This is a genomic window from Mesorhizobium sp. BH1-1-5 (assembly GCF_020165615.1).
GTDB lineage: Bacteria > Pseudomonadota > Alphaproteobacteria > Rhizobiales > Rhizobiaceae > Mesorhizobium.
Genome location: NZ_JAIUIM010000013.1, coordinates 1 through 15,044, shown reverse-complemented (window position 1 = coordinate 15,044; position 15,044 = coordinate 1). Strand labels below are relative to the sequence as shown.

The 15,044-nt window shown below is 64.0% G+C and carries 13 protein-coding genes and 1 pseudogene; 9 read left to right on the top strand and 5 right to left on the bottom strand.

Annotation, left to right across the window (positions count from 1 at the left end):
• Positions 1-195: 195 nt before the first annotated feature.
• Positions 196-2,385 (top strand): anthranilate synthase, encoded by a 2,190-nt coding sequence (locus LB572_RS18290; RefSeq protein WP_224668681.1) that lies wholly within the window; start codon positions 196-198, stop codon positions 2,383-2,385.
• A gap of 25 nt (positions 2,386-2,410) precedes the next feature.
• A complete protein-coding gene (locus tag LB572_RS18285) occupies positions 2,411-3,340 on the top strand; it encodes a cation diffusion facilitator family transporter (protein WP_224668680.1) in 930 nt (309 codons plus the stop codon).
• 157 nt (positions 3,341-3,497) lie between these two features.
• Here the strand turns inward: LB572_RS18285 and LB572_RS18280 are convergent, their stop codons facing one another.
• Positions 3,498-4,595: a hypothetical protein gene (locus tag LB572_RS18280; RefSeq protein ID WP_224668679.1), complete on the bottom strand. Its 1,098-nt coding sequence runs from the start codon at positions 4,593-4,595 to the stop codon at positions 3,498-3,500.
• Between the two features lie 200 nt (positions 4,596-4,795).
• Here LB572_RS18280 and LB572_RS18275 point away from each other — a divergent pair, with 200 nt between their 5' ends.
• From LB572_RS18275 to LB572_RS18255, 5 genes and pseudogenes are all read left to right on the top strand, one after another.
• Entirely contained in the window at positions 4,796-5,230 is a 435-nt protein-coding gene (locus LB572_RS18275; RefSeq protein WP_140806600.1) for a DsrE family protein, read from the top strand.
• Between the two features lie 68 nt (positions 5,231-5,298).
• Positions 5,299-6,072, top strand: a complete 774-nt coding sequence (locus tag LB572_RS18270) for an SDR family NAD(P)-dependent oxidoreductase (protein ID WP_224668678.1) — start codon at positions 5,299-5,301, stop codon at positions 6,070-6,072.
• Between the two features lie 52 nt (positions 6,073-6,124).
• Complete coding sequence (locus LB572_RS18265; RefSeq protein WP_140806598.1) at positions 6,125-6,436, top strand: putative quinol monooxygenase; 312 nt, start codon at positions 6,125-6,127, stop codon at positions 6,434-6,436.
• Between the two features lie 352 nt (positions 6,437-6,788).
• Positions 6,789-6,914 (top strand): annotated as a pseudogene (locus tag LB572_RS18260) (AbrB family transcriptional regulator); the annotation flags it as partial.
• A 156-nt stretch (positions 6,915-7,070) separates the two neighbouring features.
• A complete protein-coding gene (locus tag LB572_RS18255) occupies positions 7,071-7,823 on the top strand; it encodes an SDR family NAD(P)-dependent oxidoreductase (protein ID WP_224668807.1) in 753 nt (250 codons plus the stop codon).
• A gap of 4 nt (positions 7,824-7,827) precedes the next feature.
• On the opposite strand, the gene LB572_RS18250 is transcribed toward LB572_RS18255, so the two are convergent.
• Positions 7,828-8,715 carry a LysR family transcriptional regulator gene (locus tag LB572_RS18250; protein ID WP_224668677.1) on the bottom strand — a complete coding sequence of 296 codons (888 nt, stop codon included), beginning with the start codon at positions 8,713-8,715 and terminating at the stop codon, positions 7,828-7,830.
• Positions 8,716-8,863: 148 nt separating this feature from the next.
• On the opposite strand from LB572_RS18250, the gene LB572_RS18245 reads away from it, so the two are divergent.
• The gene (locus tag LB572_RS18245) at positions 8,864-10,399 is read left to right on the top strand and encodes an MFS transporter (protein ID WP_224668676.1); all 1,536 of its coding nucleotides are present in this window, start codon (positions 8,864-8,866) and stop codon (positions 10,397-10,399) included.
• A gap of 105 nt (positions 10,400-10,504) precedes the next feature.
• Here LB572_RS18245 and LB572_RS18240 read toward each other — a convergent pair whose 3' ends face one another.
• Genes LB572_RS18240 through LB572_RS18230 form a run of 3 tightly spaced genes read right to left on the bottom strand, consistent with a single transcriptional unit; the run spans position 10,505 to position 12,766 of the window.
• Entirely contained in the window at positions 10,505-10,819 is a 315-nt protein-coding gene (locus tag LB572_RS18240) for a nuclear transport factor 2 family protein (RefSeq protein ID WP_140806595.1), read from the bottom strand.
• Positions 10,819-11,595 carry an esterase family protein gene (locus tag LB572_RS18235; protein WP_224668675.1) on the bottom strand — a complete coding sequence of 259 codons (777 nt, stop codon included), beginning with the start codon at positions 11,593-11,595 and terminating at the stop codon, positions 10,819-10,821. Before LB572_RS18235 ends, LB572_RS18240 begins: the two co-directional genes overlap by 1 nt.
• Before the next feature lie 4 nt (positions 11,596-11,599).
• The gene (locus LB572_RS18230; RefSeq protein WP_224668674.1) at positions 11,600-12,766 is read right to left on the bottom strand and encodes an ATP-grasp domain-containing protein; all 1,167 of its coding nucleotides are present in this window, start codon (positions 12,764-12,766) and stop codon (positions 11,600-11,602) included.
• 565 nt (positions 12,767-13,331) lie between these two features.
• On the opposite strand from LB572_RS18230, the gene leuA reads away from it, so the two are divergent.
• Positions 13,332-15,008 carry a 2-isopropylmalate synthase gene (gene leuA / locus LB572_RS18225; protein WP_224668806.1) on the top strand — a complete coding sequence of 559 codons (1,677 nt, stop codon included), beginning with the start codon at positions 13,332-13,334 and terminating at the stop codon, positions 15,006-15,008.
• The last annotated feature ends 36 nt before the right edge of the window (positions 15,009-15,044 follow it).

The window sequence follows — 15,044 nt, the reverse complement described above, 5'->3', positions numbered from 1 at the left end:
GCCTCCATTCGCCGCTATGGGAGTCGCCATGAACATGCGTTCGAACAAGACCATTTGGTGGTGGGCTCGCTGACAGCGGCCGGTTCGTGCGTGTGCGCGTGAAAGAAAGGGTGGCCGCAGCGGAATGTCCGGGCGGCCATTTGTTTTTTAACGCCATTCCCGGGTCCGTTGCCCAAAACGCTGATGGAGACGGCAATGACGACTAAAGTTCTGGACAACGGGGCCGAGCGCTTCGTTACCGCGGGCGGCGTGACGATCACGCGCGAGCGGCACGACAGACCCTATGAAGGCGCGATCGATGCCTATGTCGATGGCCTGAATTCGCGCCGCGGCGCGGTGTTTTCCTCCAACTACGAATATCCGGGCCGCTACACGCGCTGGGATACGGCCATCATCGATCCGCCGCTGGTGATCTCCGCGCGGGGGCGCACGGTGCGCATCGAAGCACTGAACAAGCGCGGCGAAGCGCTGTTGCCGGTGATCGGCAAGGCGCTTGGCGAGCTCGGCGAAGTGACGATCGCCGAGACCTCGAAGACACTCATCCGCCTCGATGTGGCAAAACCCGGCCGTGTCTTTACCGAGGAGGAGCGCAGCCGCGTTCCGTCCGTCTTCACCGTGCTGCGCGCCATCACCGCGCTGTTCAAGACTGCAGAGGACGCCAATCTCGGCCTTTACGGCGCCTTCGGCTACGACCTCGCCTTCCAGTTCGACCCGGTCGAGCACAAGCTCGAGCGCAGAGAAAGCCAGCGCGACCTCGTGCTGTTCCTGCCCGACGAGATCCTCGTCGTCGACCATTATTCGACCAAGGCCTGGACCGACCGCTACGACTATTCCGGCGACGGGTTTTCGACCGAGGGCCTGCCGCGCGACGCCACCGCCGAGCCGTTCAAGACCGCCGACCGCATCCCGCCGCGCGGCGACCACGAGCCGGGCGAATACGCCAACCTGGTGCGGCGCGCCATGGAGAGCTTCAAGCGCGGCGATCTGTTCGAGGTCGTGCCCGGGCAGATGTTCTACGAGCGCTGCGAGACCCAGCCTTCCGATATCTCGCGCAAGCTGAAGTCGATCAACCCCTCGCCCTATTCCTTCTTCATCAATCTCGGCGAAAACGAATATCTGATCGGCGCCTCGCCGGAGATGTTCGTGCGCGTCAACGGCCGCCGCGTCGAGACCTGCCCGATCTCGGGCACCATCAAGCGCGGCGACGACGCCATTTCCGACAGCGAGCAGATCCTCAAGCTGCTCAACTCGAAGAAGGACGAGTCCGAACTCACCATGTGCTCGGACGTCGACCGCAACGACAAGTCGCGCGTCTGCGAGCCGGGCTCCGTGCGCGTCATCGGTCGCCGCCAGATCGAGATGTATTCGCGCCTCATCCACACCGTCGACCACATCGAGGGGCGGCTGCGCGAAGGCATGGACGCGTTCGACGCGTTTCTCTCGCACGCCTGGGCGGTCACTGTCACCGGCGCTCCGAAACTGTGGGCCATGCGCTTCATCGAGCAGAACGAGAAGAGCCCGCGCGCCTGGTATGGCGGCGCCATCGGCATGGTCAACTTCAACGGCGACATGAACACCGGACTGACCTTGCGCACCATCCGCATCAAGGACGGCATCGCCGAGGTGCGCGCCGGCGCCACGCTGCTTTTCGACAGCATCCCCGAGGAAGAAGAAGCCGAAACCGAACTGAAGGCATCCGCCATGCTCTCCGCCATCCGCGACGCCAAGACCGGCAACGCCACCGGAACCGAGCGCACCACCGCGCGCGTCGGCGACGGCGTCAACATCCTGCTGGTCGATCATGAGGACAGTTTCGTCCACACGCTTGCCAACTACTTCCGCCAGACCGGCGCCAATGTCTCCACCGTGCGCTCGCCGGTACCGGAAGAAGTCTTCGAGCGGCTGAAGCCCGATCTCGTCGTGCTGTCGCCCGGCCCGGGCACGCCGACGGATTTCGACTGCGCCGCCACCATCAGACGAGCGCGCAGCCGCGACCTGCCGATCTTCGGCGTCTGCCTCGGCCTGCAGGCGCTGGCCGAGGCCTATGGCGGTGAGCTCAGGCAGTTGCACATCCCCATGCATGGCAAGCCGTCGCGCATCCGCGTTTCGAAGCCCGGCATCATCTTCTCAGGGCTGCCGAAGGAAGTGACCGTCGGTCGCTACCACTCGATCTTCGCCGACCCGGTGCGCCTGCCCGACGGTTTCGTGGTCACCGCCGAGACCGAGGACGGCATCATCATGGCCTTCGAGCATCGCAAGGAGCCGATCGCCGCGGTCCAGTTCCATCCGGAATCGATCATGACGCTCGGGCACAATGCCGGCATGCGCATCATCGAGAACATCGTTGCGCACCTGCCGCGCAAAGCCAAGGAAAAGGCCGCCTAGGCGGCGTCCAGGGATGAACGCGGCAATGACGACGGCGCAAGCAAAGGCGGCGGCCAGGCAAAAGGTCGCCAGCCTTGCGTTCTGGTCGATCGTCGTCGCCGGCGTCGTGCTCGCCCTCAAGGTTGTCGCCTGGTACATCACCGGTTCGGTCGCGCTCTATTCGGACGCGGCGGAATCGATCGTCAACGTCATCGCGTCGGCCGCCGCTTTCTGGGCGATCCAGGTCAGCTACAAGCCCGCCGATCAGGACCATCCCTTCGGCCATCACAAGGCCGAATATTTCTCGGCCGTGCTCGAAGGGGTGCTGATCGTCGTCGCCGCGCTCCTGATCATCAGCGAGGTCTGGCGATCCTGGCAGCAGCCGGCGCCGCTCGAGCAGCCTTGGCAGGGCCTTGCCGTCAACGGCGTCGCGACAGTCATCAACGCCATCTGGGCCTGGATGCTGATCAGCGCCGGGCGGAACGCGAAATCGCCCGCCTTGACCGCCGATGGCCAGCACATCATGACCGACGTCGTGACGTCCGTCGGCGTGCTCGGCGGCCTTGTCGGCGCGGTGCTGACCGGCTGGCAGATCCTCGACCCCGCGCTTGCCGTGATCGTGGCGCTCAACATCCTGTGGCAAGGCTGGCATGTCATCGGCTCGTCGATGAACGGACTGATGGACCGCGCCGTCGACACCCAGGAGCACATGCAGATCCGCGACATCATCTCGGCCAACTCGAAGGGCGCGCTCGAGGTGCATGACCTCAAGACCCGCATCGCCGGACGCGCCACCTTCATCGAGTTCCACCTCGTCGTCGACGCCGACATGACGGTCGGCGCCAGCCATGTCATCTGCGACCGCATCGAGGACGCGCTGAAGGCCGAGATCCCCTCGGTGCGCGTCACCATCCATGTCGAGCCGGACGACGAGGCCAAGCTGCCGAAAGGCACGACCGCGGTGCCTTTCGCCTGATCAAAGCTTGGCTCCAAGGTCTGGCGAGATTCAGGTCAGGCCGAGCCGAGAACGGCTGCTTCCGAGAACCGGAGCGGAGCGTACTTGAAGTACGTGAGCACCGGAAGCGCAGGAAGCCGCCTTTCGCAGGCCGGCCTCACCTGAATATCGCCAGACCTTAAGGTGCGCAGGCCGACTGCGGCATAGGCTGCAGCCGATAGACCTTGTCGTCGGACTTCGTCTTGCCGTTCGCCTTCGAGCAGAGATCGACGACCGCCACCGCATTGTTGGGGTTCGCGACCATCATCGTGCCGTTGGCGCCGCGCTTGAGGAAAATCTCCTTCTGCGAGACGTCGCAGGAAAAATCGCTCATCTTCGCACTGGCCGAGCAGCGCCACTGGTCGGCCTCGCCCTGGCAGGAATAGGTCTGCGTGATCTTTTTCCCGTTCTGCCTCGTCGTCACCGAAACGGCGATATCCGCCCCGTCGGGCCAGCTTGCGGCATCGCCGCCGGCGGCGAAGGCGGCGAGCTCGATCGGGCCGCGGAAGACGCGGATCGATTGCGTCAGCTGGTTGGGGTGCGACTTCAGATGCGCATCGTCATAGTCGCGCCCGAAGCAGAAGGGCTGATCGGGCTTCAGCCGCACCCGCAGCGGGTCGCCCAGCGCCGGATCGATCGGATCGATGCGCGCGAACTCGGCCTTGCAGCTATCGGCCGGCATCGGATCAAGCTTGAAATTGTCGTCCTCGCTGCCCAGCGCCTGCTTGTTGTACTCTGCCTTGCTCATCGACTCCGACGCGTCGGGATCGAGATAGACGTCCGCCGACAGGCCAGACAGAAGCAGCTTTCCCTTGTCGTCGATCTTCAGCGAGGCAAGCGTGCGGTCGCAATCCATGCCGCAACGGATGCCGCTCGTCGGATCGCTCGGGTCGTTCTTGTTGCACCAACTGCTCGCCCATTCCGGCTTCTTGGCGCCGCGCACCGTGGTGGTGAGGAAGCCATTATAGGAATTATCCTGGTTTGCGGCGGGTTCTTCATTTGGCCGGCTGACCGGGTCATGGCCGTAGAAGAAGAAGATGCGCCCCACCTTCTGGTGCGGATGCGCCTTGAGATGGGCGGCATCGTAGACACGACCGAAGCAGACGTCGGCGCCGTTGGGGCTGAGCTCCTTAAGGCTGAGAGCATTGTCGGCGCGCGCCGCACCGGCAAAAGCAGCAAGCACGGCGCAGAACAGGGCGCCCGCCATGGTCCTCGCTACCATGGTCCTCGATGTCATATGATCCTCCTCCCCCCGACAGGACCGGGATATGCTAGAGCAATTCCAGGAAAAGTGTGAGCGGTTTTCCGTCCGGAATAGCGTCAAAACAAGGAGATAGAGCGTTGCGCCGTTTCCATGAAACGGTGAAACGCACTAGTCTAGGAGTGCCGCCCGGACCATGCAAAATCATGCGAGGCGGCGAAGCAACGGAGGACAGGATGCTGCGCCGTGACATTTTTCGCGCCGGTCTTGCCGGCGCCGCGGGCCTTTTCGGCTTGAGCCGGGCAAACGCGGCAACGGATGAGGGACGGCTGAAGGTCGCCTATCACCTCAGCGACGCCGACAAGGTCAACTTCGTCCTCGGCAACATCAAGAACCACTATGAAGGCACCGGCGGCAATGTCGACATCGTGCTTGTGGTGCACGGTCCGGCTCTGGCCGCCTTCAAGTCCAAGGCCGCTTCCGGCGCTGTTTCCAGCCGCTTTGCCGGCCTTGTCCAGCAGGGCCTTGTCCCGCAAGCCTGTGGCAACACCTTGCATGGCATGGACATCACGCTGACCGACCTGCTGGCGGGCTTCGAGCTTGCCGAGAAAGGCGGCGTCGTGAAGCTCGCCGAACTGCAGCACCAGGGCTATGTCTATCTCAGGCCCTGAAATCGGGCATACTTGAACGGCAGGCCGGCAATGGCCTACGAAGGATGGTTACCCGGAGGCCGACCGACATGACGACATTTGCCATTCCCGATCTTGCCGGCAAGGCCGTCCTGGTCACCGGCGCCTCGACCGGCATAGGTGCCGCGCTTGCCCGTGCCTATGCCGAACAGAAATGCCGCGTCGCGCTGCATTACAACGCAAGCCGCGCTGCCGCCGAAACCGTGGCCAGAACCATCCGCGACGATGGCGGCGAGGTGTTTCTGGTCCAGGGCGATTTTTCGATACCTGCCAACGTCGAACGCGTCGTCGAGGAGAGCGCAAACCATTTCGGCCGGCTCGATGGCCTGGTCAATAATGCCGGCGGCATGCTTGGCCGCGTCGCCTATGCCGACCAGGACGAAGCGCATTACGATGCGGTGATGGACCTCAACGCGCGCTCTGTCCTGACCGCCTCGCGCAAGGCGATACCGTGGCTGAAGCGCCAGGGCGGCTTCATCATCAACACCACCTCGATCGCCGCCCGCAACGGCGCCGGCGGTGGCGCCGGCCTCTATGGTTCGTCCAAGGCCTTCGTCTCCAACGTGACGCGCGGCATGGCCAAGGAGCTGATCGGCTTCGGCATCCGCGTCAACGCCGTGGCGCCCGGCACCATTTTGACGCCCTTCCACGAACGCTATTCGAGCGCCGAGCAGATCAAGGCCATGGTCGCCACCATTCCTCAAGGGCGCGCCGGAACGCCCGAGGATTGCGTCGGCGCCTATCTGTTCCTGTCGTCCGACCTTTTGAGCGGCTACATCATCGGCCAGGTGATCGAGGTCAATGGTGGCCAGTTGATGCCGTGAGCGGTCGACTGCATACTCGACTGAGCGTGCAACCTGGAGGGAGATCAAGGGCATGTACGGACTGATCGGCAAGATGCGGGCGGCGCGCGGCCAGCGCGATGCGGTCATGGACGTGCTGCGCGAAAGCACCGGCGCGCTCCCCGGCTGCCTGAGCTACATCATCGCCGTCGATCCGGTCGACGCCGACGCGATCTGGGTCACCGAGGTGTGGACCGACCAGGCAAGCCACAAGGCCTCGCTGCAGTTGCCTGAAGTCCAGGCCGCGATCGCCAGGGCTCGCCCCTTCATCGCGGGCTTCGAATTCCAGGTCGAAACCCGCCCGGTCGGCGGCTTTGGACTTCCATCGCCCGAAAAGGTCGGTTGACCTCCTCGAACTCTCGACACTCGCCGAGCCGGGTCGCGGCTCTGCGACATCGCCATTGTCGGTAGACCTCCAGGGCACCCGCTCGCGCCTGTAGCATCTCGGGCAGCAACGGCCTCGTATTGTCTCGCAAGACCGCGATTTTGCCGCTCACCGTCGTCATTTGACGACTGGCCATTCAGGCCTATCCAGGCAGGATAACCCCGAAAGAGCACTTGAAACGGGCGGGGGCGCTTGGTTTCGACTTTGAAGCTCTTCATGCGAGCGGCCGCTTGGGTGCGCCGTTCCTGTCATCGTTTCCATTTTTCCCGCTATCCCCTTTCCTGGACGGCACCAGCCTCCGCCCAAGTTCTCCTTGGCCGGAGATCCGCAGAACGTCGACATCTCCTTCGTCATGGCGCTGCAGTCGGCGCGCTTCCTGGTGGTGCTGCTCATTGGGCCAAGCGTAGCCAAGCTGGTGGCGCGAAACGTCAGGGCCTGATCCGGGCTATCCAGTGCCCGAAGCAATTCTAGGAAAAGTGCTCGGCGGTTTTCCATCCGGAATTGCGTAAAAACAGAAAATTAGAGCAGGTCAGCAATCCTGTCGGGATGCTGAATTGCTCCAGGCAAGCAAGGGGAATTGCCTATGAGCCGCCGTTTGAACGCCGTCGATCTGTCTGGCCGCGTCGCCGTGGTGACCGGCGGCGCGCAAGGCATCGGCCTTGCGGTCGCGCGACGCCTGTTGTCGTCGGGTGCGGGCGTCGCCATCTGGGACGTCGACCATGCCGCGATGGCCAGGGCCGTCGCCGACCTCGCTTCGCCCGGCCGGGTGGAGGCCATCCTGTGCGACCAGTCGCAGATCGAGGCCGTCGATCGCGCCGCCAGCCAGACCGAGCGGACACTCGGTCCCGTCGATCTCCTCGTCAACAATGCCGGCATTGCCGGGCCGGCGGCGACGGTGGTGGATTACGACCCCGCCGCGTGGCGGCAGATCGTCGATATCGACCTCAACGGCGTCTTCTACTGCTGCAAGCGCCTGGTGCCTGGCATGGTCGCGCGCAACTACGGCCGCATCGTCAACATCTCTTCAGTGGCCGGCAAGGAAGGCAATCCGAATGCCGCCGCCTATTCCGCTGCAAAAGCCGGCGTGCTGGCCTTGACCAAGTCGCTCGGCAAGGAGCTTGCCGGCCAGGACATCGCCGTCAACGCGCTGACGCCTTCGCCCGCCCGCACCCGCATCCTTGAACAACTCACCGAAGCTCAGGTCGCCTATATGCTCGGCAAAGTGCCGCGCGGCCGCTTCGTCGAGGTCGAAGAGGCCGCCGCCATGGTCATCTTCATGCTGTCGGACGAGAATTCCTTCACCACCGGCGCGACCTTCGACCTCTCGGGCGGACGCACGACCTACTGAAGACCTATCGCCCGACCGCAAGCCGCTCGGGCAGGAAATCGACGAAGACGCGGACCTTTGGCGAGAGGTGGCGATTGGACGGCCACAGCATGCGGAACTGGCCGCGGCCGTCCACATGGTCTTCGAGCACGGTGCGCAGCCTGCCGTCATGCAGCGCCTCGCGCACCAGGAAATCGGGCATGCAGGCGATGCCGAGACCGGCAAGCGTCGCGCCCTTCAGCGCCTCCATGTTGTTGCAGGTCAGCATCGAGCGGATCTGCGGCTCGGCGCTCCCGGTGATGAACGGCCAGTTGAGCAGCCGGCCGCTGTTGAGAAAGCGGAAATGTATGCCGAAATGCCCCGCGAGATCCGCCGGCCTGCCAGGCGTGCCATGGCGGTCGAGATAGGAAGCTGCCGCACAGAGAAGCATGCGAAAGGGCGCGACCGGCCTCGACACCAGCCGTGAATCGGGTAGCTCGCCGCTGCGGATCGCGACGTCGATACCTTCGTCGATGACGTCGACGATGCGATCGTTGAAATCGATGTCGAGCTCGATTTCCGGGTATCGCGCCATGAACTCCGACAGCACCGGCAAAAGCAGGTGATAGGTGACGATCGGGGTCGAGATGCGTAGCCGGCCATGCGGCGTTTCGCGCGTCCGCGACAGCATCGCCTCCGCGTCGTCGATATCGTCGAGGATGCGGCGCACCCGTTCGTTGAACAGCTTTCCCTCCTCCGTCAGGCCTATTCGTCGCGTGCTGCGCTGCAGGAGCCGCACGCCGAGCTCCTGCTCGAGCCGGGCGACGCTCTTGCCGACGGCCGAGGCGGAGATGCCGAGCGCCCGTCCGGCGGCGACGAAACTGCCGAGCTCGGCGGTGCGGGCGAAAGCCAGAAGGCCGTTGAGACGATCCATGGCGTAGAACCTATTCGAGCGTTTTAGTCCGGGATGATCGGATATCTAATACCATTTTGCCGGAAATGTCGCCGCCCTATCTTGTCATTGCGATCGGCGCCGCCAGTCAGCGGCACGCCGGCAAACCCCGCCTCAGATAGGGAAAATCATGACTTTGATGACCAGAACCGGTCCGTCCGGCAGATGGCTCGTGCTGCTGTCGGTTTGCCTTGCCGCCATGACGATGCCGTTGAGCTTCACCGGTCCCGCCGTGGCGCTGTCGCGTATCGCCGCCGATCTCGGCGGCAGCCCGCTCGCGCTCAATTGGGTGACCAATGCCTTCATGCTGACCTTCGGCGCCGGCCTGATGGCGGCCGGAGCGCTGGCCGACAACCATGGCCGCAAGCGGATATTCCTCGTCGGCCTCGCCGCCTATCTCCTTGCCGCGCTGGGCTGCATGCTGGCGTCGGACATCGTCTGGTTCGATTTGTTCAGAGCCCTGCAGGGCATAGGCGGCGCTGCCGCCTTCGCAGGCGGCGCCTCCGCCCTTGCCCAGGAATTCGATGGGCAAGCGCGTCTGCGCGCCTTCAGCTTCCTCGGCACGAGCTTCGGCATCGGGCTTGCCTTCGGCCCTGTCGCGTCGGGCCTGCTCATCGACGCTTTCGGCTGGCGCGCGATCTTTGTCTTGGTGGCGGTGCTTGGCGTTGCCGCCGCGGCGCTTGGCCTGCGCACCATCACCGAATCGCGCGACCCGGATGCGATCGGGCTCGACTGGGTGGGGGCCGCCACCTTCACCATCGCGCTTGCCGCCCTGACCTGCGGCGTGCTGCAGGCGCCGCAGAACGGCTGGGCCGATCTCCTCGTCATCGCGCTTCTCGGCGTGGCTGCCATCTTCTTCGCCGCCTTCGTCATTGTCGAGCGGCGTGCGCGCCGGCCGATGCTGGACCTGACGCTGTTTCGCTTCCCGCGTTTCGTCGGCGTGCAATTCCTGGCCGCGGCACCCGCCTATGCCTTCGTCGTCCTGCTCGTGCTCCTGCCGATCCGCTTCATCGGCATCGAGGGGATGAGCGAGATCAAGGCCGGGCAATTGATGATCTGCCTCTCCGGGCCGCTGCTGGTCCTGCCGCTGCTGGCCGGCCAGGCGGCGCGCTGGATCGCCCCGGCGACGATCTGCGGTGTCGGCCTGCTCGTCGCGGCCGCCGGCCTTGTCTGGCTGAGCCAAGTGTCTGCGGCGGACAGCGCGCTGGTGGCCCCGCTGATCCTGATCGGCATCGGCATCGCCTTTCCCTGGGGGCTGATGGACGGACTTGCCGTGAGCGTCGTGCCGAAGGAGCGCGCCGGCATGGCGGTCGGCATCTTCAACACGACCCGCGTCGCCAGCGAGGGCGTGGCGCTGGCGATCGTCATGGCGACCCTGTCGGGCTTCATCGCCGCGCAACTCGGCGCTCAAGGGCTGGCCTCGCCCGCAGAAGCGGCCGCGGCAGCGCAACTGCTGGCAACAGGCAATATCGCGGGAACGGCGCAACATCTGCACTTGGCCGACGCCGGTGCCCTGCTCCAGGCTTACGAGACGGCTTTCGACAGGCTGCTCGTCGTGCTGGCGACGATTACCGTGCTGACCGCCATCGTCGTCTTTCTCGGCCTGCGCCGTGGATCGGCGCCGGAACAAGACGTCGCTCCTATCCCGGCCTGCCAGGAAGGCTGACGTCAGCCAAAGCCGCGCGCCGCCTCCGGCCTGTCGCGCGCGGTGACCTTATAACCACGCGGACATCACGACTGGCTGACGTGGCGCGCCATGGCACTTCCGATTTCAGCTGATGACCAGGCTTGCGATCCGGTCGCCATCGAGCGTGAAGGCCATGTCGCCCTCGCCGTTGAAACCGTTGCCCGTCACCGCGACGCGGGCATGGTAGACGCCGTCGCGCTGCGCGAGACGAACGATGCGAAGATTGGACTGCACGCCGATATTGTCCGACTGGTTCCACCGCGCGACTCCATCGCGGCCATGGAAATCGCGACCCCAATCGCTGAGGAAAGCCTTCTCGGTGAATGTGTCCAGAAAGGCTTCGCTATCGCCGACGTTAGTGGCTTCGACAAAGCGGCGGATCGGGCCGGGCGTGGTCATCAGTCCAACCTGTGCATCAGATCTTCATCCAGCCAGCGGCCGAAGAAGTAAACAAGCTGCTTGTGCCACCACGGCCAGTCATGGCTGACGTCGCCGCCCCAATAGTCGACCCAGGCGGGAATGGATTTGTCGCGCAGCACCTGCTCCAGCTCGCGTGTTTCGACAAGCATGCGCTCTTCCCAGGCGCCCTGCCCGCAGCAGAAGATCAGCCGCAGCGCCCTGAGCCGCCCGAGCAGCTTCTGGTCGACGATGCCGGGCAGATAGTCGAGCGGCGAGTTGAAATAGATGTTGCCTTCGAGCGTCCGGCCGAAGAAGTCGCGGGCCGAATAGACGCCGGACAGCGAGATCACGCCGCTTGCCAGCTCCGGAAAGCGGAAGACGAAGTTCGACGAGTGGTAGCCGCCCATCGAGCAGCCGCAGAACAGCGGCTTCAGGGCGCGGCCGCCATTGGCCTTGGCGGCGACCGCCTGCAGTTCCGGCAGCGCTTCCTCGCGCACATAGCGGAAATAGGCCTCGTGGCGGGCGATGCGATGCGCCGCATCGGCTTGCTTGTTGAAGAAGGATTCTGAATCGATGCCGTCGAGCGTGAACAATTGAATGCGGCCGGTATCGATGAAGTCGGCGAGCGCGCCGACCCCGCCCGAATCCTCGAACTGGTAGAACCGCCCCTGCGAGGTCGGGAACACCACCACCGCCCGCCCGGCATGGCCGTAGCGCTTGTACTCCATGTCGCGGCCGAGATTGCGGGCATGGCCCTTGTGGTAGGAGACGTCCATCGGCTCAGGCCTTTTCCGCGTGGATATAGTCGACCGCCTGGCGCAGCGCCTTCTGATCCTTCGAACGCATCTGGTAGGCGTAGTTGCCCATGGCGCGGCTGAAGACCTCTTCGATGGCCTGGTGATGGACGATCTTGTCGCCGTGGGCGGCTAGCACGTCCGCATGGCTGTGCAAATAGCCGATATGGCGTTTGCGGCTGGCATAGGCGGTGAAATACTTGCCCTTGTAAGGGCCGCCGGCCGCGTCCTTGACCACCATGTCGGCCCATGCGGCATAGACGTCGATGTCGAATGTGTAGTTGATGGCGTCCGTCATCCAGGCGCCGGGCGGGCGCATGTTGACCTCGAGCGCGATGACGCGCTCGTCCTTGGTTTCGAACAGCTCGATGTGGAAGAAGCGCTCGCGCACGTCGAACGCCTTGAGTATCTTGCGCCCCGCCTCCTCGACCTGCGGGCCGATCTCGGGGAAGCAGGTATAGCTCATGTGGCGGTCGTGGTTGACCGCCTCCATGATGCTCTGGTCGTAGCGGTGGCTGGCCGCCAGCACCACCTCGCCGTCGCGGTTGACCAGCCCGTCGAAGGTCACCACCAGCCCCTCTATGAACTGCTCCATGACGAAGGTGACGCCCTCCGGCTTGTCCCTGAAGAACTGGTCGAGCTCCCTGGCGTTGGAGATCTTGAAGGTGTTCGAGGCACCGGAGCCCGAATCCGGCTTGACGACCACCGGATAGCCGACACGGCGGATGAAGGTCATGGCGCCGGCGCGGTCGGAGCATTTGCGCTGCGGAATGGTCTCGACGCCGCTCTTGCGGAAGAAGGCGCGCATGCGGCTCTTGCGCTTCAGATTCTTCACGAAGTCGAGCTTGGTACCGTAGATGTTGAAGTCGGTGCGGATGTTGGCCTCGAGCTCCAGCCAATGCTCGTTGAGCGACTCGAAGCGGTCGATGCGGCCCCATTTGTGGATGAAGTGGCCCATCGCCCTGAACACGGCATCGTAATCTTGCATGTCGGAGATGCGGTAATATTCCGACAGCGCCGGCTTCAGCTTGCTGTTCAAGGTCTCGTAAGGCGCATCGCCGATACCGAGCACGGTGGCGCCGGCCTTCTTCAGCCGGTCGCAGAAATCGGCGCCGTTGGCCGGGAAATGCGGCGAGAAGAACACGAAATTCATGTACGACCTCCCCCGGAGCACTATGGACCGCGTCGGGCGAGTGTGGCGCATTTGCCCGATGCGGGGAAGAGCCGGCGCTAATGCATGTCGCCCAAAGTGTGCAGCGCTTTTGGGAAACGACATGCATAAAACCAAAGGCTTAAAGCGCGTCGCTCGATTCCATTTCGATATGAAGCGCGTTGAGCGCGGCCTGGCCGGCACTTGCCTCCCGATGACCGCTCCTGTAAGAGAACCGCCATGACCACGCGCGTCCGCTCCATCGCTTCCTCTCGCACCGGCTTTGCCGGCGAGACCGCGCGCGCGCTCGCCTCGACCCTGCTTCTTCTCGGCCTTATCGGCGATCGCCGGGTTCGCTGAAGGAGCGCCCGGCGGTCGGTACCAGCCGCCCTCAGGCGTATGCTCCTTGGCTAAAGTCATAATCAAGCGAACGAAATTCTGGTAGAGGCGACGCTCGCCATCAATCCGCCCAAGGCGAACATGCGAGCCGCCCGGAGAAGAGACGATGAACGCACGAGAAGAAATCCGCGCCGGCGAGACTGAAGCCGGCAAGCACGCGGCCGGCCACATGCCGGACGCGGCGCGCAAATACCAATCATACCCGACCGTCGGCCTGACCGACCGCACCTGGCCGAACAAGATCATCGACAAGGCGCCGATCTGGTGCTCGGTCGACCTGCGCGACGGCAACCAGGCGCTGATCGATCCGATGGGGCATGAACGCAAGGCGCGCATGTTCGCGCTGTTGATCGACATGGGCTTCAAGGAAATCGAGATCGGCTTCCCCTCGGCCTCGCAGACGGATTTCGACTTCGCCCGCTGGTGCATCGAGGAAGGCGGCGTGCCGCGCGATGTATCGCTCCAGGTGCTGGTGCAGTGCCGGCCGGAGCTGATCACGCGGACCTTCGAGGCGCTGACGGGCGCACATCGCCCGATCGTGCATTTCTACAATTCGACCAGTGAATTGCAGCGCCGCGTCGTCTTCGAAAAGGACGTCGCCGGCATCAAGCGCATCGCCACCGACGCCGCCAAGATGATCACCGACATGGCGGCCAAGGCCGGCGGCGGCTATCGCTTCGAATATTCGCCCGAAAGCTTCACCGGCACCGAGCTCGACGTCGCGCTGGAGATCTGCAACGCCGTCACCGAGATCGTGAAGCCGACGGCTGACAACAAGCTGATCATCAACCTGCCCTCGACGGTCGAGATGTCGACGCCCAACGTCTATGCCGACCGCATCGAGTGGATGTGCCGCAACCTCGACAACCGCGAGAACCTGATCATCTCGCTGCATCCGCATAACGACCGCGGCACCGGCATCGCCACCACCGAGCTCGGCCTGATGGCCGGCGCCGACCGCGTCGAAGGCACGCTGTTCGGCAATGGCGAGCGCACCGGCAATGTCGACATCGTCACGCTGGCGCTCAACATGTTCACCCAGGGCGTCGATCCGGAGCTCGACTGCTCCGACATCAACCGCATGAAGGATGTCTACGAATATTCGAACCAGCTGAAGATCCCGGAGCGCCATCCTTATGTCGGCGAACTGGTCTACACGGCTTTCTCCGGCTCGCATCAGGACGCCATCAACAAGGGCATGAAGGCCCTGAAGAAGGCCAACACGCCGATCTGGGAAGTGCCCTATCTGCCGATCGATCCGGCCGATGTCGGCCGCACCTACGAGGCGATCATCCGCATCAACTCGCAGTCGGGCAAGGGCGGCATCGCTTATGTGCTGCAGGCGGACTACGGCCTCAATTTGCCGCGCAACCTGCAGATCGAGTTCAGCCAGGCGATCCAGGCGATCACCGATGCCGAAGGCAAGGAAGTGCCGGCCAAGCGCATTCACGAACGCTTTCTCGAAACCTATGTCGACCAGCCCGGCGCGCGGCTGAAGTTCCTCGACCATCGCACCTACCCCGACACCGAGGTGAAGGGCCGGCGCATGGTCGAAGCGGATATCATCGACAACGGCAAGGAAGTGACCATCACCGGCTCGGGCACCGGCCCGATCGACGGCTTTGTCGATGCGCTTTCGCGCCATGTCGGCGTCGACATGTCGGTGCTGGACTATTCAGAGCATTCCTTGCAGCGCGGCTCCAACGCCTCGGCGATCTCCTATGTCGAAATGGAGTATCCGGGCGGCAAGCTGTTCGGCGCCGGCATCAACACCAACATAGTCGCCGCCTCGCTCGAGGCCGTTGTTTCGGCCGCCAATCGCATTATCGGCCATAAAGCTGGCTGAGCGCCAATCGATCGAAGTGCGGCGCATCCAATGCGC

Bases quoted from the DNA above. Each gene is read 5' to 3' on its own strand.
- LB572_RS18290 (WP_224668681.1), top strand. From the start codon at position 196: ATGACGACTAAAGTTCTGGACAACGGGGCCGAGCGCTTCGTTACCGCG.
- LB572_RS18285 (WP_224668680.1), top strand. From the start codon at position 2,411: ATGACGACGGCGCAAGCAAAGGCGGCGGCCAGGCAAAAGGTCGCCAGC.
- LB572_RS18280 (WP_224668679.1), bottom strand. From the start codon at position 4,595: ATGACATCGAGGACCATGGTAGCGAGGACCATGGCGGGCGCCCTGTTC.
- LB572_RS18275 (WP_140806600.1), top strand. From the start codon at position 4,796: ATGCTGCGCCGTGACATTTTTCGCGCCGGTCTTGCCGGCGCCGCGGGC.
- LB572_RS18270 (WP_224668678.1), top strand. From the start codon at position 5,299: ATGACGACATTTGCCATTCCCGATCTTGCCGGCAAGGCCGTCCTGGTC.
- LB572_RS18265 (WP_140806598.1), top strand. From the start codon at position 6,125: ATGTACGGACTGATCGGCAAGATGCGGGCGGCGCGCGGCCAGCGCGAT.
- LB572_RS18250 (WP_224668677.1), bottom strand. From the start codon at position 8,715: ATGGATCGTCTCAACGGCCTTCTGGCTTTCGCCCGCACCGCCGAGCTC.
- LB572_RS18245 (WP_224668676.1), top strand. From the start codon at position 8,864: ATGACTTTGATGACCAGAACCGGTCCGTCCGGCAGATGGCTCGTGCTG.
- LB572_RS18240 (WP_140806595.1), bottom strand. From the start codon at position 10,819: ATGACCACGCCCGGCCCGATCCGCCGCTTTGTCGAAGCCACTAACGTC.
- LB572_RS18235 (WP_224668675.1), bottom strand. From the start codon at position 11,595: ATGGACGTCTCCTACCACAAGGGCCATGCCCGCAATCTCGGCCGCGAC.
- LB572_RS18230 (WP_224668674.1), bottom strand. From the start codon at position 12,766: ATGAATTTCGTGTTCTTCTCGCCGCATTTCCCGGCCAACGGCGCCGAT.
- leuA (WP_224668806.1), top strand. From the start codon at position 13,332: ATGCCGGACGCGGCGCGCAAATACCAATCATACCCGACCGTCGGCCTG.